11 protein-coding genes are annotated in these 23456 nt (G+C 60.9%); 6 read left to right on the top strand and 5 right to left on the bottom strand.

Features of this window, described 5'->3' with window-relative positions:
* Window positions 1-91: 91 nt before the first annotated feature.
* The 3 genes from recC to recD are packed head-to-tail and all read left to right on the top strand — an operon-like array spanning window position 92 to window position 9647.
* Window positions 92-3682: an exodeoxyribonuclease V subunit gamma gene (recC, locus tag ACP2AU_RS04075; RefSeq protein ID WP_426374704.1), complete on the top strand. Its 3591-nt coding sequence runs from the start codon at window positions 92-94 to the stop codon at window positions 3680-3682.
* The gene (gene recB, locus ACP2AU_RS04070; protein ID WP_426374703.1) at window positions 3679-7401 is read left to right on the top strand and encodes an exodeoxyribonuclease V subunit beta; all 3723 of its coding nucleotides are present in this window, start codon (window positions 3679-3681) and stop codon (window positions 7399-7401) included. Before recC ends, recB begins: the two co-directional genes overlap by 4 nt.
* Complete coding sequence (gene recD, locus ACP2AU_RS04065; RefSeq protein ID WP_426374701.1) at window positions 7398-9647, top strand: exodeoxyribonuclease V subunit alpha; 2250 nt, start codon at window positions 7398-7400, stop codon at window positions 9645-9647. Before recB ends, recD begins: the two co-directional genes overlap by 4 nt.
* 60 nt (window positions 9648-9707) lie before the next feature.
* Here the strand turns inward: recD and torA are convergent, their stop codons facing one another.
* From torA to ACP2AU_RS04045, 4 genes are all read right to left on the bottom strand, one after another.
* Entirely contained in the window at window positions 9708-12224 is a 2517-nt protein-coding gene (gene torA, locus ACP2AU_RS04060; protein WP_426374699.1) for a trimethylamine-N-oxide reductase TorA, read from the bottom strand.
* Window positions 12221-12892, bottom strand: a complete 672-nt coding sequence (locus ACP2AU_RS04055) for a TorD/DmsD family molecular chaperone (RefSeq protein ID WP_426374697.1) — start codon at window positions 12890-12892, stop codon at window positions 12221-12223. Before ACP2AU_RS04055 ends, torA begins: the two co-directional genes overlap by 4 nt.
* Window positions 12889-14559, bottom strand: a complete 1671-nt coding sequence (locus tag ACP2AU_RS04050; protein ID WP_426374695.1) for a c-type cytochrome — start codon at window positions 14557-14559, stop codon at window positions 12889-12891. Before ACP2AU_RS04050 ends, ACP2AU_RS04055 begins: the two co-directional genes overlap by 4 nt.
* Window positions 14560-14786: 227 nt before the next feature.
* Window positions 14787-16586: an ABCB family ABC transporter ATP-binding protein/permease gene (locus tag ACP2AU_RS04045; RefSeq protein WP_426374693.1), complete on the bottom strand. Its 1800-nt coding sequence runs from the start codon at window positions 16584-16586 to the stop codon at window positions 14787-14789.
* Between the two features lie 257 nt (window positions 16587-16843).
* On the opposite strand from ACP2AU_RS04045, the gene ACP2AU_RS04040 reads away from it, so the two are divergent.
* From ACP2AU_RS04040 to ACP2AU_RS04030, 3 genes are all read left to right on the top strand, one after another.
* A complete protein-coding gene (locus tag ACP2AU_RS04040) occupies window positions 16844-18574 on the top strand; it encodes an ABC transporter transmembrane domain-containing protein (RefSeq protein ID WP_426375076.1) in 1731 nt (576 codons plus the stop codon).
* Between the two features lie 89 nt (window positions 18575-18663).
* Complete coding sequence (gene gabT, locus ACP2AU_RS04035) at window positions 18664-19941, top strand: 4-aminobutyrate--2-oxoglutarate transaminase (protein ID WP_426374691.1); 1278 nt, start codon at window positions 18664-18666, stop codon at window positions 19939-19941.
* A 186-nt stretch (window positions 19942-20127) separates the two neighbouring features.
* Window positions 20128-20889 (top strand): VC0807 family protein, encoded by a 762-nt coding sequence (locus tag ACP2AU_RS04030; RefSeq protein ID WP_426374689.1) that lies wholly within the window; start codon window positions 20128-20130, stop codon window positions 20887-20889.
* Window positions 20890-20995: 106 nt separating this feature from the next.
* Here the strand turns inward: ACP2AU_RS04030 and gyrB are convergent, their stop codons facing one another.
* Window positions 20996-23410, bottom strand: a complete 2415-nt coding sequence (gyrB, locus tag ACP2AU_RS04025; RefSeq protein WP_426374687.1) for a DNA topoisomerase (ATP-hydrolyzing) subunit B — start codon at window positions 23408-23410, stop codon at window positions 20996-20998.
* Window positions 23411-23456: the final 46 nt, after the last annotated feature.

The following is a 23456-nucleotide window of genomic DNA, read 5'->3' as shown; positions in this document are numbered from 1 at the left end:
CATGATCAGTCCTCCGCGACTGTCTGCATTCGGAGTCACATACGGTAAGCTGTCGCAACAGGATTGAATCGCCTACACAGCAAGGAGTCCCATGGCCGCCCCGATTGCCATCGAACCCGGCTTTCATGCCATCCACGCCAACCACCTGGAAGACCTGCGCCGCGCCGTGGTCTACATTTGCCGGCAGAACCCCATGCCGCCGCTGCAGAGCGAGACCTTTCTGGTGCAGAGTAACGGTATTGCCCAGTGGCTGAAGCTGGCGCTGGCGGAGAAGCGCACCGAAGATGGCGTGGAAGGCGGCCTGGGCATTGCCGCCGGCATGGATTTCCTGTTTCCCGCACGGTTTATCTGGCAGGCCTACCGGGCGGTGCTGCCAGACGGCGACGTACCGGAGCAGTCACCTTTCGACAAACGCCGGCTGGTGTGGCGCCTGTACCGGTTGTTGCCGGAACTGGTGGGGCAGGATGAGGCGTTTACGCCGCTGGCGCGGTTTCTGGACGGCCGCGACACCGACCTGCGCAACTTCCAGCTGGCCGAGAAAGTAGCCGACCTGTTCGACCAGTACCAGGTGTTCCGTGCCGACTGGCTGGCGGCCTGGGAGCAGGGCAGGGATGTGGTGGTCACCGCCCGGGGTGAGGAAAAGGCCCTGGATGCGGAAACCCGCTGGCAGCCTTTGCTCTGGCGCAGGCTGGTAGAAGACGTGGGCAGCGAGGCCCACACCAGCCGGTCGCAGATTCACACCCGCTTTATGGCACAGGGCCAGCGTATCGCCGAACCCGCCCATCCCGGGCGGTTGCCCAAACGCATTGTGGTGTTCGGGGTGTCGTCCCTGCCCCGGCAGGCACTGGAAGCGCTGTACGTACTGAGCCGCTTTAGCCAGGTGGTGTTGTGCGTCCACAACCCCTGCCAGTTCTACTGGGCCGACATCATCAGCGACCGGGAACTGCTGAAAGCCGAGCGCAAACGCGGCCGGGCCCACCCGGTGTTGTCGCAGATGGACGATGCCGATCAGCTGCACCAGCACGCCAACCCGTTGTTGGCAGCGTGGGGCAAACAGGGCCGGGACTACATTCGGCTGCTGGATGAATTCGACAACCCGGACGAGTATCAGGCCAGCTTCCAGACTCCGGGCCAGAAGATCGACATCTTTACCGACCATGGCGATGTGGATAACCCCAGCCTGCTGCACCAGTTGCAGAACGATATCCACAACCTGACGCCGCTGCAGGAAATCCGCACACAGCACCGAACCGTTGATCTGGCCACGGATCATTCCGTGGTATTCCACGACGCCCACGGCCCCCAGCGGGAAGTGGAAATCCTGCACGACCAGTTGCTGGCCGCGTTCAACGCCGATGCCACGCTGCGGCCCCGGGATGTGATCGTGATGGTGCCGGACATCAATGTGTACGCGCCCCACATCCAGGCGGTGTTTGGCCGCTATTCACCCGGCCGCAAGCGCCACATTCCCTTCACCATTTCCGACCAGGGCCAGCGCCACCACGAGCCGGTACTGATTGCCCTGGAAACCCTGATGTCGCTGCCCCGCAGCCGCTTTGGTGTGAGTGAAATCATCAGCCTGCTGGAAGTGCCGGGCATTCGCGACCGCTTTGGCATCCAGGAAGACGAAATCCCCCTGGCCCGGCGCTGGGTGGAGGGGGCCAATATCCGCTGGGGCCTACACGGCCGGCACCGGGAAAGCCTGGACCTGCCGGCGCAGCTGGACCGCAACACCTGGCAATCGGGCCTGCGCTCCATGCTGCTGGGCTACGGCATGGGCGATGATGAACCCTGGGCCGGCGTGGAACCTTACGGCGAAATCGGCGGCCTGCAAGCCAGCCTGGCCGGGCGGCTGAGCGACTTTGTCCACCAGCTGGAAACCCTGTGGCAGGCATTGCAAAGCACACGCACGCCGGAACAGTGGGAAGCCTTGTTCTCCGGAATGCTGGAGCAGTTTTTCCACAGGGTAGAAGGGCAAGACCTGCTGTTACTGAACCGCTTTCGCCGCCAGCTGGAACAATGGCTGGAAGACGCCCTGGCCGCCGGCCTGGCGCGCCAGCCGCTGCCCCTGAACATCGTCAAAGACGTGCTGCTGCAAGGCCTGGACGAAGGCGGCCTGAACCAGCGTTTCCTGGCGGGCAAGGTGAACTTCGCCACCCTGATGCCGATGCGAGCCATTCCGTTCCGCAAAGTGTGCCTGCTGGGTATGAACGACGGCGATTACCCCCGCTCCCGGCCGCCGGTGGATTTCGACCTGATGGCGCAGGATTACCGGCCGGGGGACCGCTCCCGCCGGGAAGACGATCGCTACCTGTTTCTGGAAGCCCTGCTGTCGGCCCGGGAACAGCTGTACATCAGCTGGGTGGGGCGCAGCATCAAAGACGATTCCGAACGGCCGCCCTCGGTGCTCATTGGCCAGCTGCGGGATCACCTGGACAGCCTCTGGTCTGTGGCAGAACAGCCGGACGATTCCGTTACCCGGGCCCTGACCACCCGGCACCCGCTGCAACCCTTCAGCCGGGAGTATTTCCCGAAAACCAATGGTACCGGCGACGAGGGCCAGCCCAGAGACCTGGCCGAGGTTCTGCAGGCCCGGGGCCTGTTCACCTACGAACGGGAATGGCGCAGCGCCCATGCTGTGGATAACCCGGAGCAGGGCCGGGAGGCCCTGTCGTATCAGGCTCCCGAAGAACCCATCAGCCTGAACGATCTGGCCAACTTCCTGAAAAAGCCCATCGACACCTTCTACCAGCGCCGGCTGCAGGTGCGCTTTGAAGCCGTGGAAGACGAGGACACCGACAACGAAAACTTCGATTTGAACGGTCTGGACCGCTGGCGCCTGGACAACGAGCTGATCCAGCACAGCGTGCTCAAAGCCGCCAGCGAAGACGAACTGCACGAGCGGCTGAACACCACCCTGGACCGTATGGCCCGGCGCGGCGACCTGGGCATGGGGGTGACCGAACACCGGCTGCGCACCGAACTGGCCGGCCGGCTGCCAGACTTGTTCGAACGTTATCGGGGCGCCCTGGCCGACTGGCCGGAGGCGGTGGCCGAGCCGCAGCCGTTCGAATATCGCCACGCCCATGGCACGGTCGAGGTGGCAGACCTGATCGACAACCTGCGCTGCAACCCACAAGGCCAGCGATGCCGGCTGGTGATCGCCAGCTCCGGCCTGCTCACCGGCTCCGGTTACCCGAAAAAAGTCCGCTACGCCAACCTGATGCGGGACTGGCTGATTCACCTGGCCGGGCAACTCAGCAACCAGCGGTTTGAAACCCTGATTCTGGGCAAGGAAGAGGGCCGGACATTCCACTTCCCGGTGATGCCCCCCGAACAGGCACGAAAGCACTTTGACATCATTCTGGAGCGCTGGATGGACGCCACCACCCGCGCACTGCCACTGCACTGCGAGGCCGGTTTTGCCTGGATTACCAGTTTCTATGGCGGCAAGAAATACCTGGGTGACCACGAACGGGCCATCCACGAGGCCGGGCAAGCCTACAGCACGGCGCTGGAGCGGGACACCGGCTACCTGCGGGGCTCGTTTGCCAGCCCCGAGGCGCTGCTGGCCAGCGGTGAATTCGAAGCCCTGCTGCATCAGCTTTATGTGCCCCTGTGGGAAGCCGAACAGGGCAAATCCGCAGCCGAACAAGTGGGTTATCAGGAGGAACAGGCATGAACCCAAACACCGGCCATCGCAACCCGAACCTGGACCCGCTGGCGCTGCCCCTGAACGGCAGCGCGCTGATTGAGGCCAGTGCCGGCACCGGGAAAACCTTCACCATCGCCATCCTGTATGTCCGGTTAGTACTGGGCCACGGCCAGCGCGACGACAGCCCGCTGCAGAACCTGCTGCCGCCCAACCTGCTGGTGGTCACCTTTACCGACGCCGCCACCAAGGAACTGCGGGATCGCATCCGCACCCGGCTGACCCAGGCCGCGGAGGTGTTTTCCGACGCCGCCGACCGCCTGGAACCAACCCCGGAAACCGCACTTATCCACAAGCTTCGGGATACCAGCTACCCGGACCCGGCCAGTTGGCCCGAATGCCGGAAGAAACTGCTGCTGGCGGCGGAATGGATGGACGAGGCGGCGGTGTCGACCATCCACGGCTGGTGTAACCGGATGCTCAGCGAACACGCGTTCGACAGCGGCAGCCTGTTCAAACTTACCCTGGCCACCGACCAGAGCGACCTGCTCGAAAACGTCGCCCGGGATTACTGGCGCACCTTTGTCTATCCACTGCCACCGGCCCTGATGGACGAGGCTCTGAGCCACTGGAAAACACCGGCCGACCTGCGCAAGGCCGTGCGCAATCTGATGGTTGATACCGTAGCGCTGGGCACGCCCCCGGAAAGTGTGCACCAGGCCATCAACCAGGTGGTCGAGCAACGGCAGGCGCAGTCGCAGGCACTGAAGGCGCACCCCTGGGCGGACTGGAAACCTGATGTGCTGGCACTGCTGGATGACCTGCAAAAAGCCAAGCGCCTGCACGGCAACAGTAAAAAATCCATGGTGGCCAGTTGGGACCACCTGACAGCCTGGGCCGAGTCCGGCGATTTGTTGCCTGAGGGGCTGGACAAAGCTGGCCTCAAAAACCAGACCTCCGAGGGCCTCGCCAATATCCTGAAAGGCGACGACCCGGCACCCCGGCATCCGGCCTTCGACGCTATCGACGCCTTGCTGGCATTTGGCCACAACCCGCCCGACGCCAAATCCGACATCCTGCGCCACGCCAGCCACTGGATGGCGGGCCGGCTGGAAGCGGAAAAACAACAACGCTCGGAGATGGGCTTTGATGACCTGCTCACCCGCCTGGACGATGCCTTGCACGGCCCCCGGGGCGACCAGTTGGCGGCCACCATTCGCCGCCAGTTTCCGGTCGCCCTGATCGACGAATTCCAGGACACCGACCCGGTGCAGTACCGCATTTTCAACCGGGTTTACCGGGTTGAGGAAAACCACGAGGACACCTGCCTGCTGATGATCGGCGACCCGAAACAGGCCATCTACGGTTTCCGGGGCGCCGATATCCACACCTACCTGCAGGCACGGCGAGGCGTTCAGGCCCGCACCTACACGCTGGGCACCAACTTCCGCTCGGCCGCCACCATGGTCCGCGCGGTGAACCGGGTGTTCGAGTACAGCGATCAGTACAGCCCTGGCGGGGCGTTCCTGTTCGGCCAGGGCGACAGCACGCCACTGCCGTTTCAGGGCGTTAAGGCCAACGGCACCCGACGGCTCTGGGCGGTAAACGGTGAGTTGCAGCCCAGCCTGGTGCTCTGGAGCCACGAATCCGGGGAGGAAGATAAGGACGGCAAACCGAAAGCATTGGCCAAGGGCGCCGCCACCGCCGACCTGGCCGAAACCTGCGCCAGCGAAATTGCCCGTTTGCTGACCCTGGGCCAGACCGGGCAGGCGGGCTTTGCTCTGCCGGACAACCCGGCCGACCTGACGCCCGTGGCACCCAGAGACATCGCCGTGCTGGTGAACAACCGCAACGAGGCCGCCGCGGTGCGCGATGCCCTGGGGCGCCGGCGGGTGAAAAGTGTCTACCTGTCTGACCGGGATTCGGTACTGACGTCCCAGGAAGCAGCAGAAATGCTGTGCTGGCTCCGGGCCTTTGCCGAGCCACAGCAACTGGCTTTCATCCGCGCCGCTCTGGCCACACCCACGCTCGGCCAGAGCTGGCAGGCACTGGATGAACTGCTCACCGACGAGCTGGTGCTGGAACGGGAAATCGAACGTTTCCAAAGCTACCAGCAGCAATGGCAGGCCCAGGGTGTGCTGCCCATGCTGCGCAGCTTTCTGATGGACTTCGAGGTGCCAGGCCGGTTGCTGCAACGGCCGGATGGTGAACGCCGGCTGACCGACATCCTGCACATTGCCGAACTGTTGCAGCAGGACAGCCTGCAGCTGGATGGCGAACACGCGCTGGTGCATCACTTCACCCAGACCCTGCGTGCCGCCAGCGAAGAAGATGAACACCGCACCCTGCGCCTGGAGAGCGACGCCGGGCTGGTGAAAGTCATTACTGTGCATAAGTCCAAGGGCCTGGAATATCCGCTGGTTTTTCTGCCTTTCGGCACCGCCTTCCGGGCGGAAAACCAGAAACAGGCCTTCGTGCGCTACCACGATGACACCGGCAAGCTGGTGACGGTATTGGAGCCAACCCCGGAAGACATCGAACAGGCCGACCGGGAACGCCTGGGCGAGGACATCCGTAAACTGTATGTGGCCCTGACTCGGGCCCGGTTTGCCACCTGGGTGGGTGTGGCGGCTGTGGATAACTGGCAGCAGAGCGGTCTCGGTTATGCACTGGCCGGAGCACCGGGGCAGCAGGTGAGCCAGACGCTGGCCCCGCTGGTTCAGGATACCCCGGAAATCACGGCCCGGCCGCTGCCGCAACCGGACGATGCGCTGTTTACCGACACCGCCCCGGCAGCCCTGGGGCCGGCGTTGATCTCCCGCCGGCAAGCAAAGGAAGACTGGTGGATTGCCAGCTACTCCAGCATCGAGTACACCGGCAGGGCGGGTACCGGCATCACCTTCACCGGCGAAGTGGAAGACGCCCAGACCCAGAACCTGCTGGAGGAAAGTGCCCAGGCGCCGGTTGAGGAGTCACCCGCCATACCCACTGTGCGCAACCATCACCACTTCCCCAAAGGCGCCGGCCCCGGCACCTTCCTGCACGAATTACTGGAATGGTGCACCGCCCAGGGCTTCCAGCGGGTTGTGGATAACCCCGAGTTGCTGCAGGAACAACTCACCCGCCGTTGCGGTACCCGGGGCTGGGGCGACTGGGTGGAACCGCTGCAACACTGGCTGCTGACACTGATTCAGACCCCGCTGCCTCTGGATCGGGACGGCCAGCAAAGCGCCAGCCTGGCGGACCTGGGCACGCTGCGCCCGGAGCTGGAGTTCTGGTTTGAAAGCCGCAACGTGAGCATTCGAACCCTGGACAAGCTGGTGACAGAACACACCCTGAATGGTGCGGACCGGCCGCAGGCCGAAACTCACCGGTTCAACGGAATGCTCAAAGGCTTTATCGATCTGGTGTTTGAACACAGAGGGCAATATTACGTGCTGGACTACAAATCCAACGCGCTGGGCGAAGACGATGGCGCCTACACCGACCAGGCCATGGGCGAAGCCATCCTCGACAAGCGCTACGACCTGCAATACGTGCTGTATCTGCTGGCCCTGCACCGGCTGCTGAAAGCCCGGCTGCCGGGTTACGACTACGACCAGCACATCGGGGGTGCGGTATACCTGTTTCTGCGTGGCGTGAAGGCCACCACTGCCGGCGCCTTTTCCGACAAACCGCCCAGAATGCTGATCGAGCAACTGGATGCCCTGTTCGATGGCGAACCGGTGTCGGCGGAGGTGGCCGCATGAGCCGTACCCGCCATACTGACAACCAGTTTGCCCTGAATCTGGATGACGACACGCCGGTCAAGCCGACCGCAACGGAGTTGCCGAGCGCTGTGGATAACTCACAGTTGTTGGCCAATGCTGACACAACCGAAGCCTTACTCCGTCAATGGCAACAGGCCGGCTGGATTCGCCCGCTGGATACCGGCTTTGCCCGGCTGATCCGGGAACTCGGCGAAGAACAGGGCGACAGCCCGCAGCCGCTGGTGTTGCTGTTGGCGGCACTGACCTCCCACCAGGTGGGCCGGGGGCACGTGTGTATCGACCTGGCCACGTTGTTGGCCGATGCCGGCCAGACCCTGGCGCTGCCGCCGGAAGAGCCGGCCAATGCCGGCCTGTCTGAGACCGGGGTGGCCAACCTGCAGGGACTTTATCCACAGGAGATGCTGGCCCGGGTGCAACTGAGCGATTGTCTCGCGGCCCTGCACGACTCCCTGGCCGTCAGCGATGGCTCGATGCCGGCGCCACTGGTACTGAATGGCAGCCGGCTGTACCTGCGCCGGTTCTGGCGTTACGAACAACGCATTGCTGAGGGGATACAGCAACGGCTGGCCTTGCCATCGCCGCTGGCCGACCCGCAATCAGCGGCGGCACGAACTTTATCCACAGCCCTCGGCAAACTGTTCCAGTCCAGCGAACCGGTGGATTACCAGAAACTGGCCTGCGCCCTGGCGGCGCGTAATCGTTTCTCGGTGATCACCGGCGGCCCGGGCACCGGCAAAACCACCACCGTGGTGAATCTGCTGGCCGCCCTGCAGGCGGTCGCCGGAGAAAGCCCTGAGCGGGCCGGGCGCAAATACCGTATCCGCCTGGCCGCGCCCACCGGCAAGGCCGCCGCCCGCCTGAACGAATCCATTGGCGGCGCGGTCAGCAAACTGCCGCTGGCAGACCTGCCCGGCGCCGTGCAACTGGACGACATTCCCACCCGGGTGACCACCCTGCACCGGTTACTGGGCAGCCGCCCGGATACCCGCCAGTTCCGCCATCACCGGGACAATCCGCTGCTGGTGGATATCCTTGTGATCGACGAAGCCTCCATGGTGGATGTCGACCTGATGGCCTCGGTGTTCGACGCCCTGCCGGCCAGTGCTCAGCTCATTCTGCTGGGCGACAAGGATCAACTGGCCTCGGTGGATGCCGGTGCGGTGCTGGGCGAGCTGTGTCAGCGGGCTTCAAACGGGCATTACACCCCGGCCACCGCCGACTGGCTGAGCGACATCACCGGAACCCGGGTTCCCGGGTCGCTTGTGGATAACTCGGGCCAGCCCCTCGACCAGGCCGTGGCCATGCTCCGCAAAAGCTACCGGTTCGGGCAGGACAGCGGTATCCGCCAACTGGCAGAGGCGGTAAACACCAGCACACTCACCAGCCGGGTACTGGAGCAAATCCGCAACGCCGACTTCGAGGACGTTATCTGGCTGAACGGCCGCGCGCCAGCACCTGATCCGGAACAAACTCTCGAACAGATCTGCCGGCACGCGATATCCGGCAGCCCGGAAAGCTTCCGCAATGCCGGGCAGGGGCGGGTAGTGAACGGCAAGCCACTGCCACCGCCAGTGGGCTATCGGCATTACCTGGAACTTATCCACAACTCGGGTCTGACCGTGGACAGCCCGCGGGAAGCCTGGGACGACCACGCTGCCGAGGTGCTGGACGCCTTCAACGATTTCCAGATTCTGTGTGCCCTGCGCCGCGGCCCCTGGGGCGTGGAAGGCCTGAACCAACGCATCGCCCGGCAGTTACTGGCAGAAGGCCTGGTCGACAAAACCGACGGCTGGTACCGGGGCCGGCCGGTGCTGGTAACCGGCAACGACTACAACCTGGGCCTGATGAACGGGGATATCGGCATCACCTTGCGCGTGCCCTGGGACAAAGCCGCCAGTGGCGAACCCAAAGATACCCTGCGGGTGGCGTTTCCCAGCGGCGACAGCACCGGCGGCATTCGCTGGATTTCTCCCAGCCGTCTGCAGCAACTGGACACCGTGTACGCCATGACCGTACACAAATCCCAGGGGTCAGAGTTCAATCACACCTGCCTGGTGCTGCCGGATCGGCTGAGCCCAGTACTGACCAAGGAACTGGTGTATACCGGCATCACCCGGGCCAAGAACTGGTTCAGCCTGATCACCGGAGACACCCAGGTGTTCCGGGACAGCGTGGAACAGCAGGTGGTGCGGGCGTCCGGGCTGGCGCTTCGGCTGGTTCGTTGAAAAGCATCGGCCATGGGCAAAAATGCGGGCCAGCCCATGGCCGGCCCGCATCCCGGGCCTTTATCCAGACGTTGTCTGTTTTGAAACCGGCCGGGGCTGAGAAAACACCAGAACCTCCGGCAGCTCACCGGTGAACTTCTCCACATCGGCCGTAGCCGTCTGGCCGCAGTTGGCTTGCGCCAGCTTCGAGGTGGCAATACCCGGGGTCAGATTATTGACATCGCCATAACGGCACAGGCTGCCGATTTCACGGGGATTCAGCGGATCGAACCAGCCACCCTCCGATACCATCATCGCCCCCGGCATAATGTTTTCGGTGACCACCGCGCCAGCCAGAATCTGGCCGCGATCGTTGAACACCCGAACCACGTCGCCGTCTTTAATGCCCCGCTCTTCAGCATCCCGGGGATTCATCCAGCAAGGCTCGCGGTTCTGCACCGCGTAGGTGTCGCGGAACGAGGTACCGCACAGCTGTGAATGCAGGCGACCGCGCGGGTGGTTGCTCGACAGGCCCAACGGGTATTTGGTGGTGGGGCCATCAAGACGCTCAATCGGCTCCATCCAGGTGGGGTGGGGCGGGCAGTCGTCGTATTCATAGACGGCAATGGCCCGCGAGTAGATCTCGAATTTGCCGGTAGCGGTACCCAGCGCGTTCAGGATCGGGTCTTTACGGAAAGCTTCGTGACGCACGAAGTTCTTCTCTTCATCTTTCAGCGGGAAGGCAAGCGGCTTGTTAGACTCCCAGAACACGTCGAACACCGGCATTTCCATGCCCTTGGCCCGCGCTTCTATTTTTGCGCCTTCGTAGAAGCCGCGAATCCAGTCCATTTCACTGCGGCCCTCGGTAAACTCGTAGCCTTTGCCCAGTTTGTCGGCAATGGCGGCGAAAATATCAAAGTCGTCCCGCGCTTCGAACTGCGGTTCGATGATTTTGCGCATGGCCACAATATGGCTCAGGGCGTAGTCACCCACCTGTTCGATGTCGTTGCGCTCGTAGGACGTGGTGCATGGCAGAACGATGTCGGCATGGCGTGCCGTGGCCGTCCATTGGAAATCGTTGACCACGAAGGTGTCCAGCTCACGCCAGGCCCGGAGCATCTCATTACGGTCCTGGTGGTGCGCAAACGGATTCCCGCCCGCCCAGAAGGCCATTTTCACCAACGGCAGCTTGATATCACTGCCATTAAATTGCATGGTTTTTCCCGGATTCAGCAGCGTTTCAACAAAGCGCGCCACCGGAATCATCACGTCACTGCCAGATTCGTCTACCGAGCCACCGTCCCCGCCACCGGCGCCATCGCCAATGGCTTTCACGATCGGGCTGTTGTGAGTGGGCGCGCCACCAGACGAATAATGGTAACTCAAACCGTAACCACCGCCCGGCAAACCAATCTGGCCGAGCATGCAAGCCAGAGTAACCAGCATCCAGGTGGACTGCTCGCCGTGGTGCTGGCGTTGCATGGAGTAGCCGAGGGCCAGCATGGTGCGCTTGCTGGCAAAACGGCGGGCCAGATCGCGAATGGTATCGGCGTCTATGCCGCAGATTTCCGCGGCCCAGTCAGCGTCTTTGGGCTGACCGTCTGCTTCGCCGGTGAGGTAGGGTTTGAACTCTTCAAAGCCGCTGGTGTAGCGGTCGAGGAATTTCTGGTCGTGCAGGTCTTCGCTGAGCAGCGTGTGCGCAATACCCAGCATCAGCGGCAGATCGGTTTGCGGCTTGGGGGCAATCCATTCACCGTCGAGGTACTCGCAGGTCATGGTTTTGATCGGGTCGATGCACAGGGTTTTTACACCGGCCTTTTTCAGCGACTCAGTACCCGGGAAGGCACCGTGATCGGCCACCTGCCAGGAGATCTGCGAGTTGTTGTGCGGGTCGCAGCCCCAATACACCATCAGTTCCGTGTGTTCAGCCAGCACCGGATAAGTGGTGCACTGCTCATACACTTCGATAGAGCCAGACACATAAGGCAGGATAACCTGAGCCGCACCGGTGGAGTAATCGCCGATACTAGAGGTAAAGCCGCCGGTCAGGTTGAGCATACGACGCAGCAGGGTCTTGCAATTATGCAGCTTGCCCGGGCTTTTCCAGCCGTAGGAGCCGCCGTAAACGGCTTGCTGGCCATGTTCCGAGCGAACCCGGGTGAGTTCGTTAGCCACCAGTTCGATGGCTTTATCCCAGGACACGCGCACGAAGTCGCCGTCGCCCCGGCCATCCGGGTCTGCGCCAGGGCCCTGCTCGAGCCAGGCGCGACGGACCATCGGATAGCGAATGCGCGATGCCGAGTAGATTGAGTCGCGCACGCCTTCGAGCATGGGGGTGGGCTCGGGGTCGCCGCCCCAGGGTCTGAATTTGACTGCGCGGCCGTCTTCGTTAACACCGGTAAACACACCCCAGTGGCAGCCGGAAATCACTTCTTTGGAAGCGCTTTGGGCCATCGCGCCACGGCTCAGCATGGACAGTGAAAATGGCATGGCGCTGAATGCGGCGGTTGCAGCCGTGCCCTGCAGCAGGCGCCGGCGTGTGGGCGAAGCAAGCTTGTCTTTGGGCACAGGGGGCAGGCTGTCAGTATGGTCAGTCATGCAAATTCTCCTTGGCGCTGTCCGTGAACGGGCACCGACTCGGGCTCCGTTGCCAACAGCGCTAAATGGGCTGTGCGCAGCAGGGAGAGCAGTAACTCGCCGGCCGCCGCATAAAATCCGTTCGTGTCCTCGCGCTTGAGCGCGTCTGTGAACGCCGGCACCCAGCTTTGCAGCCGCTGTACCAGCTCGGCAGCAAGGGTGTTCTGGCTGCTGCCCAGGGCCGCAACCAGAGCGGCAAGTTCAATCGCCAGGTGGTCCGCTGGCTCACAGCAATCGGCGCTGATGTGGACATCCAGGGCGCGCAGTATCGCATTCATGTCGGCCACTGAAGGGCCACCAAAGGCCGGACCTTCCTGATGCCAGGCGCCTTCATAGGGCAGCACCGCACGGTGACGGAAGATCCCCTCGAACAGCACCGTGTAGCGCCGCTGCAGGTGTACCGCCAGGTTTTCCGGGCGGTCCTGCTCCAACAATTGGCACAATCGGTTAACGCTGGCCTCTGCGCCCAGTTGCTTGCCAAATCCGCGCAGCAAGTCCAGGGCCGGCTCTGCGCTCGCATCGATCACCTGCTGAGTTGACAGCGGCGCGATGAATACACCACTCAGCCATTGCGCAGCCGCCATCAACCCGTCAGCGTTGCCGTGGTGAGGCGAATACTTGCGACTCATTGTGGTACGCCCTCACTGGCTTTTTTCATGATGGGCCGCGGCGTATCTGCGCCGAGGTCACTGGAGTGGTTCTGCAGGTACGCCAGAACCAGGCGATACTCGTCGTCGTTGAAGCTGGTAAAGCGTTCCATCGATTTCAGGGTGCCAATCCACTGGTTTGCCGTGTAATGCTCTTTGTCTGGCAAGGTGTGGCATGACGAACAGCTGGTCTGATAGGCCTTCTGGCTGAAGCTCCACAGCGCTTCCTGATCGAGATGGAGCTCGCTGGCATCGGACCAGACTTCCAGTGTGACCGGGCGCCAGATCTGGTCGGTTTTCGGATCGGTTTCCGATTCACCGCGTTGGGTAGCCGCAATCGCTTTATCACCCAGTGCCGCCATGATCACGCGCTGGCCCTTCTCCTGGTAAATCACCGAGGGCGCGTTCTCCGGTTGCCAGCCTTCAATGGCCAGCTGCAGTTTGTCGCCGTCTCTGGCAATCACCCGGGCTTTGGCGCCCCCCAGGAACTTGCCGTCTTCGGTTTCGGCCTGGTCCATTTCCGGCGTTACGTAGAGTGTCTTGGTGCCGGCAGCGAACACACTGTCACCCTCGCTGATATTTTGCGGATTACTTGTGGGCAATGGCTCGCGGCGATCCACTGCGTTCTCGAGCATCACGATGGTGTCGGTGAAGTTGGGCTCGGGCATACCCGGGGCAGGTTTGTCGATCGCCGGGAGGTGATTCAGATACGTGGCCATGGCTTGCAGATCCTGCCAGGGCAGTTGCGAAGTATTTTCGATCACCTCTGCCATATCCCCGCCGGCTTTGCGGCCGATGGGGCTGACACCGGTGTGCAGGTAATTGGCGATAGATGCAGCGGACCAGAAAGCGATGCCGGTTTCATCCGGAGTGATGTTCGGGAAATGGCCGGTGCCCTCGGGATTCGGCCCACCTGCGTAACGCATATCGCCGGGAATGTTGCCCATAAACGTCCGCGGGGAATGGCATTCCACGCAGTGCGCGGCGCTTTCGACCAGGTAGCGGCCGCGCTCAAACCGGGCCTGGTTTACGTCCGCCGAGACCGTGGCAAGGTCGGTGCCGATCTCTTCCACGCTTTTGCCATCCAGAAAGGCCAGGCGCCATACACCAATGCCCCGGCGGATATTGTATGGGAATTTCAGCTCATGATCGGGCACCACCTTGTCGCTCTCAGGCAAGCTCATCATGTAGGCATACAGGTCGCGCACATCTTCCGGCTTCAGGCGCTGATAAGAAGTGTAGGGGAAGGCCGGGTAGAGGTTTTCACCGTCTGGCCACAGGCTGCTGGGGCCCACGCCTTCACGCAGTGCCCGGTCAAATTCCGCCAGGGTCCAGTCACCGATGCCATGCTCCGCATCGGGCGAGATATTGGGCATATGGAACTTACCGAAGGCGGTATCGAGTACCTTGCCGCCACCCAGCTGTTCATCGTTATGCTGCCCGGTTGTCGCGTGACAGGTGGCGCAGTCGGAAGCGACAAAAATTAACCGGCCGTTGTCGATATCGGCAGGGCCGTCTGCACTACTGATAGGAGGAAGACTGTGCGTGAGGGACCAGGTCCAGGGAGAGGTTAACACCAGGAAACCAGCGATACCGAGGGCGACGACCCCCGCTACCGCGATGGTCATTTTCTTGCGATGGTTTGACATGAGTGAATTCCCAAGGCTGCTGCTAGGTGGGTGCCGACAACGCGAAGGGAATTCTGCTCGTAAGACTCTACCAGCCAGACAAGGCCTGGTAACAAGGCGAAACCCACCGCGCTCTCATGAGTGATTCGTTGGAGACTTTCGCATCTCACTCTTCACCGTAGCAGACAAAGAATAAACCTGCTCCTTAGCTGGAATTTAATTGACCCATGTCAAAGATAGCAGGCCGGCTATGCCTGGTCGTCGCCCCGGTGCTGTTGCTGCAGCCACAATCTGGCGTAATGGCCGTCTTGCACAAGCAGTTCGCTGTGGCTGCCACTTTCCACAATCCGGCCGCCGTCCATCACCAGAATGGTGTTGGCATCGCGAACTGTGGATAACCTGTGGGCAATCACCAGGGTGGTGCGCTGGCGACTGACCTCTTTGAGGGCCCCCAGGATGGCCTGTTCCGACAAGGAGTCCAGGGACGAAGTCGCTTCGTCCAAAATCAGTATTGGCGGGTTTTTCAGGATCACGCGGGCAATCGCCACGCGCTGTTTTTCGCCACCGGAAAGCTTGAGTCCGCGCTCACCAACCTTGGTTTCGTAGCCGTCTGGCAAGCTGTGGATAAAATTTTCCAGATGGGCCAGTTTAGCGGCCCGGTGTACCTCTTCTTCGGTAGCCTCCGGCCGACCGTAGGCCAGGTTGCGGTACAGGGTATCGTTGAACAGCACGGTATCCTGTGGCACCACGCCAATGGCCGAACGCAGGGAGTCCTGGGTGACTGTGCGGATGTCCTGGCCATCAATCCGGATTCCACCGTTATCCACATCGTAAAACCGGAACAGCAAGCGCGCGAGGGTCGACTTGCCGGCGCCACTGGCCCCTACCACAGCCACGGTGTGGCCCGCGGGAATGGTGAAATCTACATCTTGCAGAATCGGGCGATCCGGCCGGTAGGCGAAATGGATGTGCTCGAAACGGACTTCGCCGTTATCCACAGTCAGCGGCCTGGCATCCGGAGCATCCTGAATGGCGGGCTCATCGCCCAGCAGTTTGAACAACCGCTCCACGTTCACCAGCGCCTGGCGAATCTCCCGGTAGACAAAGCCCAGAGCGTTCAGGGGAATGAACAGCTGCAGCAGGTAGGCGTTAATCATGGTGAAATCCCCCAGGGTAATCTCACCGCTGGCTACTTCGCCCACCGCCATGGCCATGATCACCATCAGCGCCAGACCAATGATCAAAGCCTGACCGGCGTTCAGGGTGGCCAGGGACAGGCGGTTCTTCAGCCGGGCCTGCTCCCAGTCGTCCAGATCCCGATCGTACAGATCGGCCTCGAAGCGCTCGTTGTTGAAGTACTTTACCGTTTCATAGTTCAGCAGGCTGTCGATGGCCCGGGAGTTGGACTGGTTATCCCGGGCGTTGGCCTCGCGCACGAATTTGGTTCGCCATTCGGTGATTTTAATGGAGAACACCACATACACCACCACCGCCACCAGTATGGCCAGCACGTAGCCGACGTTGAACACCACCAGCAGGATGCCCGCCACCATCAAGATTTCCAGAATGGTGGGCACAATATTGAACAGGGTAAAACGCAGCAGAAAACTGATGCCGTTGGTGCCTCGCTCGATGTCCCGGGCCAGGCCTCCGGTTTTGCGGTCCAGGTGAAAGCCCAGTTCCCGCTGGTGCAGGTGTTCAAACACCCGCAGTGATACCCGCCGCATGGCCCGCTCCGCCACCCGGGCGAAAACCGCATCGCGCAACTCGCTGAACAGGGTGGCGCCGAAGCGCAGGGAGCCATAGGCCACCACCAGAATAACCGGAATCCACAGCAGCATATCCGCGCCACGGTTCTGGTCCAGATAGTCCACGATGTACTTCAGGGCAATAGGGGTGGCCACCGTGGCCAGCTTGGCCAGCACCAGCAGTGCCATGGCCAGCACCACCCGACCCCGGAATTCCAGCAGATAGGGCCATAACCCGGAAATGAGTGACCAGTCCGGTTTGTGGTCGGCTGGGTAATCGTTGTCGGCGTAGGCGCGCAAAACACTATCTCCAACATTGGTGCACATGGGGCCGGGACGGCTTTCCGGGACCGTCAAAAGCCAGGGATGGCTTTTGTCGAGCGTACAGGGACGTATTTACAGCGTGTCCCGGAAAGCCGTTCCGGCTCCATGTGCTAAGGCTCCGAGTTTGCCGCTATGATACGTCCTGTTGCGAGAAAATACCGTATTACCCCTGATTCAGCGACTTATCCACAGCCACCCGGAGGCCGACCATCAGCCCGAATCATCGCAAAGCCCTGACCCTGGTTATCGAGTTTATCCGCCCGTACCGACGCGCCGTGGCCGGGGCACTGGTGGCGCTGGTGTTCACCGCCGGCATTACCCTGAGCCTGGGCCAGGGGCTGCGTATTCTGGTAGACCAGGGCCTGGCCACCGAATCACCGGAAAACCTGGCCAAAGCCATCGGCCTGTTTTTCATTCTCGTGCTGGGCCTGGCCTTCGGTTCCTTCGCCCGGTTCTATCTGGTGTCCTGGATTGGCGAGCGGGTGGTGGCAGACATCCGCAAACGGGTATTCAATCACCTGATTGATCTGACCCCCTCGTTCTTTGAGCAGAACCGGGCGCTGGAAATCCAGTCCCGGTTCACCGCCGACACCACGGTACTGCAATCGGTGATCGGCTCCACGGTGTCCATTGCCTTGCGCAACACCCTCATGCTGATCGGTGGGCTTGGGTTGCTGTTTATCACCAACGCCAAGCTGGCCAGCATCATTTTACTGGGCTTTCCGCTGGTGATCGCACCGATTCTGTTTTTCGGGCGCCGGGTGAGGGCGCTGTCCCGGCTGAGCCAGGACCGGGTGGCCGATGTGGGCAGCTACGTCGGCGAAAACCTGAGCCAGATTAAAACCGTGCAGGCCTTCAACCATCAACCTCATGATCGCCGTTTCTTTGCCCAGGTATCTGAAAAAGCCTTCGATATTGCCCGGCAACGAATTCGTCAACGAGCGTGGCTGACCACTCTGGCAATTTCCCTGGTGATGGGCGCGGTGGGCATTGTGATCTGGATTGGCGGGCTGGATGTCATCAGCGGGCAGATTTCTCCGGGCGAGCTGGCGGCCTTCGTGTTCTACAGCCTGCTGGTGGGCGTTGCAGCCGGGGCAATCAGTGAAGTCATTGGCGAGTTGCAACGGGCGGCCGGGTCTGCCGCCCGTCTGTTCGAGCTGCTGCAAACCAAACCGGAACGCGGGCCGGCGGAAGGTTCCGGACGATTGCCCACTAGCGTCTCCGGTGCCATTGTCCTGGAGAACCTGACCTTCAGTTATGCCGGGCGCGACCGACAACCGGCACTGGACCAGGTGTGCCTGGCCATTGAACCCGGTGAGACAGTGGCCCTGGTTGGGCCCTCAGGTGCCGGGAAATCCACGTTGTTTGATCTTTTGCTGGGGTTTTATCGGCTGGATGCCGGGAGTATTCGGCTTGATGGTGTGGATACCGCCAGCGTACCGTTGCAGGACCTTCGGCGGTGTTTTGCACTGGTCCCCCAGAACCCCGCGCTGTTCCATGGCACGGTTGCCGATAACATACGCTATGCCAGGCCCCAGGCGTCTGACGCCGAGATTGAACAGGCCGCCCGTATCGCCCATGCCGATGAGTTCATCCGGACCTTGCCCGAGGGCTACCACACGCCGCTTGGCGATGCGGGGCAGGGCTTGTCCGGAGGCCAGAAGCAACGCCTGGCGATTGCCCGGGCGCTGCTGGCCGATGCGCCGGTTCTGTTGCTCGACGAAGCCACAAGCGCTCTGGATGCCGAAAGCGAACACCTGATCCAGCAGGCGATGCCGGCGTTGACCCAGGGCCGGACAACGCTGGTTATCGCCCACCGTCTGGCCACCGTTCGCGACGCCGACCGCATTGCTGTGTTCGAGGAGGGCAAACTGCTGGCAGTGGGCCGCCACGATCAGCTGATTCAGGATAACGCCCTGTATCGGCGGCTTGCCCGGCTTCAGTTCCGGGAACCCCGGGCCTAGATCTTTCGCTGGTCGGTTTGTGTGTTGGCCGCGTACTCCCTACACTGTAAAAAAGATATTCCAAAGACTGACACAGGGAGACTCGCGACGTGAGCAACAAAGAATTGCAGGCACTCAAAGAGCGGTACGTAGCTGCAGGCGCGGCCAGCCCCAATGAGCAATTTGCAGATCATGCCCTGAACGCGGAATTGTGGGATGCCGATGGCAAGCGGATGATCGACTTTGCTGGCGGTATTGGCGTGCTGAACATCGGTCACCGTCACCCCAGGGTAGTAGAGGCCGTAAAGGCTCAGCTCGACAAGCTGATGCACACCTGCCAGACCGTGATGCCCTATGAAGGGTACGTGAAGCTGGCGGAAAAGCTCAGCGGTGTCGTGCCCGTGCGCGGCCATGCCAAAGTGATGCTGGCCAACTCCGGTGCCGAAGCACTGGAAAACGCCATGAAGATTGCCCGCGCCGCCACCGGCAAGACCAACGTCATCTGCTTTGACGGCGGGTATCACGGCCGTACGTTCTACACCATGGCGATGAACGGCAAAGCGGCACCTTACCAGACCGATTTCGGCCCCATGCCCGGTACCGTTTTTCGCGCGCCTTACCCGGTGCCGTACCACGGCGTAAGCGAAGAAGAAGCCCTGCGTGGCCTGAAAATGGCGATGAAGGCAGACTCTCCGGCCAAGGACACTGCGGCGATTGTGATCGAGCCCGTGCTTGGCGAAGGTGGCTTTTACGCCGCGCCAACCAGTTTCCTGAAAGAGATCCGCAAGATCTGCGATGAAAACGACATCCTGATGGTTGTCGACGAAGTGCAGAGCGGCTTTGGTCGTACCGGCAAGATGTTTGCCATTGAGCACAGTGGTGTCGAGCCGGACCTGATGACCATGGCCAAGAGCATGGCCGACGGTATGCCGATTTCGGCGATCGTGGGTACCGACAAACACATGGATGCCTCCGGCCCCAACTCGCTGGGCGGCACCTATACCGGCAGCCCGACGGCCTGTGCCGCGGCACTGGCGGTGTTCGATGTGTTCAAGGAAGAGGACATCCTGGGCAAGAGCCAGCGCCTGGGCGACAAACTGAACCAGCGGTTCAGTGCCTGGCAAGAGCAGTTCGACCATGTGGATAACGTGCGCAACCTCGGCCCCATGGCGGCCTTTGAGCTGGTCGAAAGCAAATCCAGCCGCACGCCCAAGCCGGAACTGGCAGCGGCCATCACCAAGAAGGCCAAAGAAAAGGGCCTGATCCTGCTGAGCTGCGGGATGTTCGGCAACACCCTGAGGTTCCTGATGCCGGTCACCATTGAAGACGAGGTGCTGGAGGAAGGCCTGAACATCGTTGAGGAATGCCTCAAGGAAGTTAACGCCTGAGCATTGGTTTCGACCCTCTGATGCCAGACAGAAAAAGCCGGGCCCTGGTGCCCGGTTTTTTTTGCCTATAACGACGTGCCGGGCGACGGTTACGTTGAACTTTCCATTCATCGTATACTTCCACAATGCAATTTCTGACAGCTGCCCTCCGCAGGCTGTCGTCGATTCACCGATCAGGCGGTAACCATGACCTCCCAGAGTAATTCCCCCGTATCCGACCACCAGCCACGCCCCTGGGTGGATTTGCTGGTCAGCATCATCATTCCTTCGGTCATCCTGATGAAATTCAGTGGTGATGAGCACCTGGGCAGCGTCAATGCGCTGATTCTGGGGCTGGCGTTTCCGCTTGGATGGGGATTGTTTGAGCTGGTCCGGTATCGGAAAAAGAATTTCATCGCCTTATTGGGTCTGATCAGCGTGGGCCTGACCGGCGGCATCGGGCTGCTGGAGTTGGATGCCGGCTGGCTGGCGATCAAGGAAGCAGCAGTACCGGCGGTTATCGGTCTGGCGGTGCTAATCTCCACCCGGACCAAATACCCGCTGGTACGTACCCTGCTGTACAACCCCAACGTGCTGGATGTGGATAAGATCCAGGCCTCGCTGCACGAAAAAAACTGCGTGGCTGAATTTGAAGTCCGCTTGCTCAAGGCCAGCTATTTCTTCGCCGGCACTTTTCTGTTTTCCTCGATCATGAACTATGTGCTGGCCAAATGGATTGTCGTAAGTCCCTCCGGAACCCAGGCCTTCAATGAGGAGCTGGGGCAGATGACCCTGGTGAGCTATCCGATGATCGCCATTCCCTCCATGGTCATGATGCTGCTGATTTTCTATTACCTGTGGCGGACAATCCGTCGGCTGACGGGCTTCACCCTGGAAGAAGTCATGGCACCACACCTGCTGGAAAAAGAAAAAGAGAAGGAGCGGAAGAGGGCAGGGTCTTCCGACTGAACAGGAAAAACTTGCGCCGTTCAGACCTGACCTGACGGCAATGCACAAAAAACGGTGGCTCCTTTGCGGAGACCACCGTTTTTTTATTACCTGCCTGGACGCTGTATCAGATATCCAGATTGGTCACTTCAAGTGCATTGGACTGGATGAAGTCCCGGCGCGGCTCCACATCATCACCCATCAGCGTGGTGAAGATCTGGTCGGCGGCAATGGCATCCTCGATAGTGACCTTCATCATGCGGCGCGTTTCCGGGTCCATGGTGGTCTCCCACAACTGCTCCGGGTTCATTTCGCCCAGCCCCTTATAGCGTTGGATATTCAGCCCCCGCTGAGCTTCTTTCATCAACCACGCCAGGGCGCCCTCAAAGGACAATATCGCCTGTTTGCGCTCACCGCGTTGGATGTAGGCACCGTCTTCAACCAGGCCTTCCAGGGTCTCACCCAGCCGGGCAATGGCCCCATAGGAGGAAGACTCAAAGAAATCATGGCTGAACACGTGCTCATTGGGAATGCCGTGTACGTAGATGGTGACTTTCGGCAGGTACAGGCCCCGTTCTTCATCACGGGTAACCGAGAAGGCGTACTTGGTGCCGGTTCGGGTATCAAGATCCAGACCTTCGCCCAGACGGGCCACCCAGCGCGCAACCTCGGCCTCTTCCTTCAGGTGCTCAGGTTTCAGGGTGCTGCTATACACCATCTGTTCCAGCACTTTGGCTGGGTAGGCACGGGACAGGCGGTCGATCATGGCCATCACCGCCTGATAGTCCTTCACCATGGTCTCCAGGGCGGAATCCTTGATGGCCGGAGCCTCCGGGTTCACATACAACTGGGCACCTTCCAGGGCGGTCTGGGTGAGGTAGGCTTCCTTGGCCTTCTCATCCTTCAAATACTGCTCCTGCTTGCCACGCTTGACCTTGTACAGCGGGGGCATGGCGATAAAGACATGGCCACGCTCGATGATTTCACGCATCTGGCGGAACAGGAAGGTCAGTAACAGGGTGCGGATGTGGGAACCGTCCACATCGGCATCGGTCATGATGATGATGGAATGGTACCGGAGTTTGTCCGCATTGAACTCTTCACGGCCAATGCCACAGCCCAGCGCAGTAATCAGAGTACCGACTTCCACTGAAGACAGCATCTTGTCGAAACGGGCTTTCTCAACGTTGAGGATTTTACCCTTCAGCGGCAGGATGGCCTGGGTTTTCCGGTCACGACCCTGTTTGGCACTGCCACCGGCGGAATCACCCTCCACAATGAACAGTTCGGAAAGGGCAGGGTCCTTTTCCTGACAGTCCGCCAGCTTACCGGGCAATCCGGCAATATCCAGCGCCCCTTTACGCCGGGTCATATCCCGGGCCTTGCGCGCGGCTTCCCGAGCCCGGGCAGCTTCGATCATCTTGTTGACGATCAACTTGGCCTCGTTGGGTTGCTCCTGCAGATACTCGGCAAAGCTCTGGTACAGCTCCTGCTCAACCGCTGTTTTCACTTCCGAAGAGACCAGTTTATCTTTGGTCTGGGACGAAAACTTCGGGTCCGGAACTTTAACACTGATGATCGCAGTCAAACCTTCCCGTGCATCATCTCCGGAGGTCGCCACTTTGGTTTTCTTACCCAGGCCTTCCTGATCAATGTAGGTGTTCAGGGAACGGGTCAGGGCCGTACGGAAACCGGCCAGGTGAGTACCGCCATCGCGCTGCGGAATGTTGTTGGTGAAGCAGTAGATGTTTTCCTGAAAAGCATCGTTCCACTGCATCGCCACTTCAACGGCAATGCCATCTTCACGCTCACGATTGAAGTGGAAGACCCGGTTGATGGGGGTCTTGCTGGTATTCAGGTGCTCAACAAAGGCTCTGAGGCCACCTTCGTACTCAAACACTTCTTCCTTTCCGGAGCGCTCATCGGTCAGACGGATACGCACACCACTGTTCAGGAACGCGAGCTCCCGCAGTCGCTTGGCGAGAATGTCGTAGTGAAACAGAATGTGGGTAAAAGTTTCCGGGGACGGAATGAAATGAACCTTGGTGCCCGAGGCATCGGTTTCACCCACTTCAGTCAGCGGCGCATTGGGCACCCCGTGGGTATAGCTCTGCTCGTAGACTTTGCCTTCACGGCGAATGGTCAGTGTCAGGGTGGAGGACAGGGCGTTGACCACCGAGACACCGACACCGTGAAGACCACCGGACACCTTGTAGGAGTTATCATCAAACTTACCACCGGCATGCAGCACGGTCATGATGACTTCTGCAGCCGATACCCCTTCCTCTTCGTGGATATCCACTGGAATCCCACGGCCGTTGTCCCTGACGGTGATAGATTCATCCGGGTGGATGACAATACCGATTTCGGAACAGTGGCCCGCCAGAGCCTCATCGATGGAGTTATCCACCAATTCAAAGACCATGTGATGCAATCCGGTGCCATCGTCGGTGTCGCCGATGTACATACCTGGCCGTTTACGCACCGCGTCGAGTCCTTTCAGGACTTTGATGCTGGAGGAATTGTAGTTCGATTCACTCATTAAAAGAGACTCCTGGAGGTGAGCCCGGCAAGGAATGATTCCTGTC

Source organism: Marinobacter sp. VGCF2001, assembly GCF_049943275.1.
Lineage (GTDB): Bacteria > Pseudomonadota > Gammaproteobacteria > Pseudomonadales > Oleiphilaceae > Marinobacter.
The sequence above is the reverse complement of the archived record's forward strand: the minus strand, read 5'-3'. Positions and strand labels throughout refer to the sequence as shown.

Excerpts from the sequence above, each read along its gene's own strand:
- recC (WP_426374704.1), top strand. The coding sequence starts at position 92 with ATGGCCGCCCCGATTGCCATCGAACCCGGCTTTCATGCCATCCACGCC.
- recB (WP_426374703.1), top strand. The coding sequence starts at position 3,679 with ATGAACCCAAACACCGGCCATCGCAACCCGAACCTGGACCCGCTGGCG.
- recD (WP_426374701.1), top strand. The coding sequence starts at position 7,398 with ATGAGCCGTACCCGCCATACTGACAACCAGTTTGCCCTGAATCTGGAT.
- torA (WP_426374699.1), bottom strand. The coding sequence starts at position 12,224 with ATGACTGACCATACTGACAGCCTGCCCCCTGTGCCCAAAGACAAGCTT.
- ACP2AU_RS04055 (WP_426374697.1), bottom strand. The coding sequence starts at position 12,892 with ATGAGTCGCAAGTATTCGCCTCACCACGGCAACGCTGACGGGTTGATG.
- ACP2AU_RS04050 (WP_426374695.1), bottom strand. The coding sequence starts at position 14,559 with ATGTCAAACCATCGCAAGAAAATGACCATCGCGGTAGCGGGGGTCGTC.
- ACP2AU_RS04030 (WP_426374689.1), top strand. The coding sequence starts at position 20,128 with ATGACCTCCCAGAGTAATTCCCCCGTATCCGACCACCAGCCACGCCCC.
- gyrB (WP_426374687.1), bottom strand. The coding sequence starts at position 23,410 with ATGAGTGAATCGAACTACAATTCCTCCAGCATCAAAGTCCTGAAAGGA.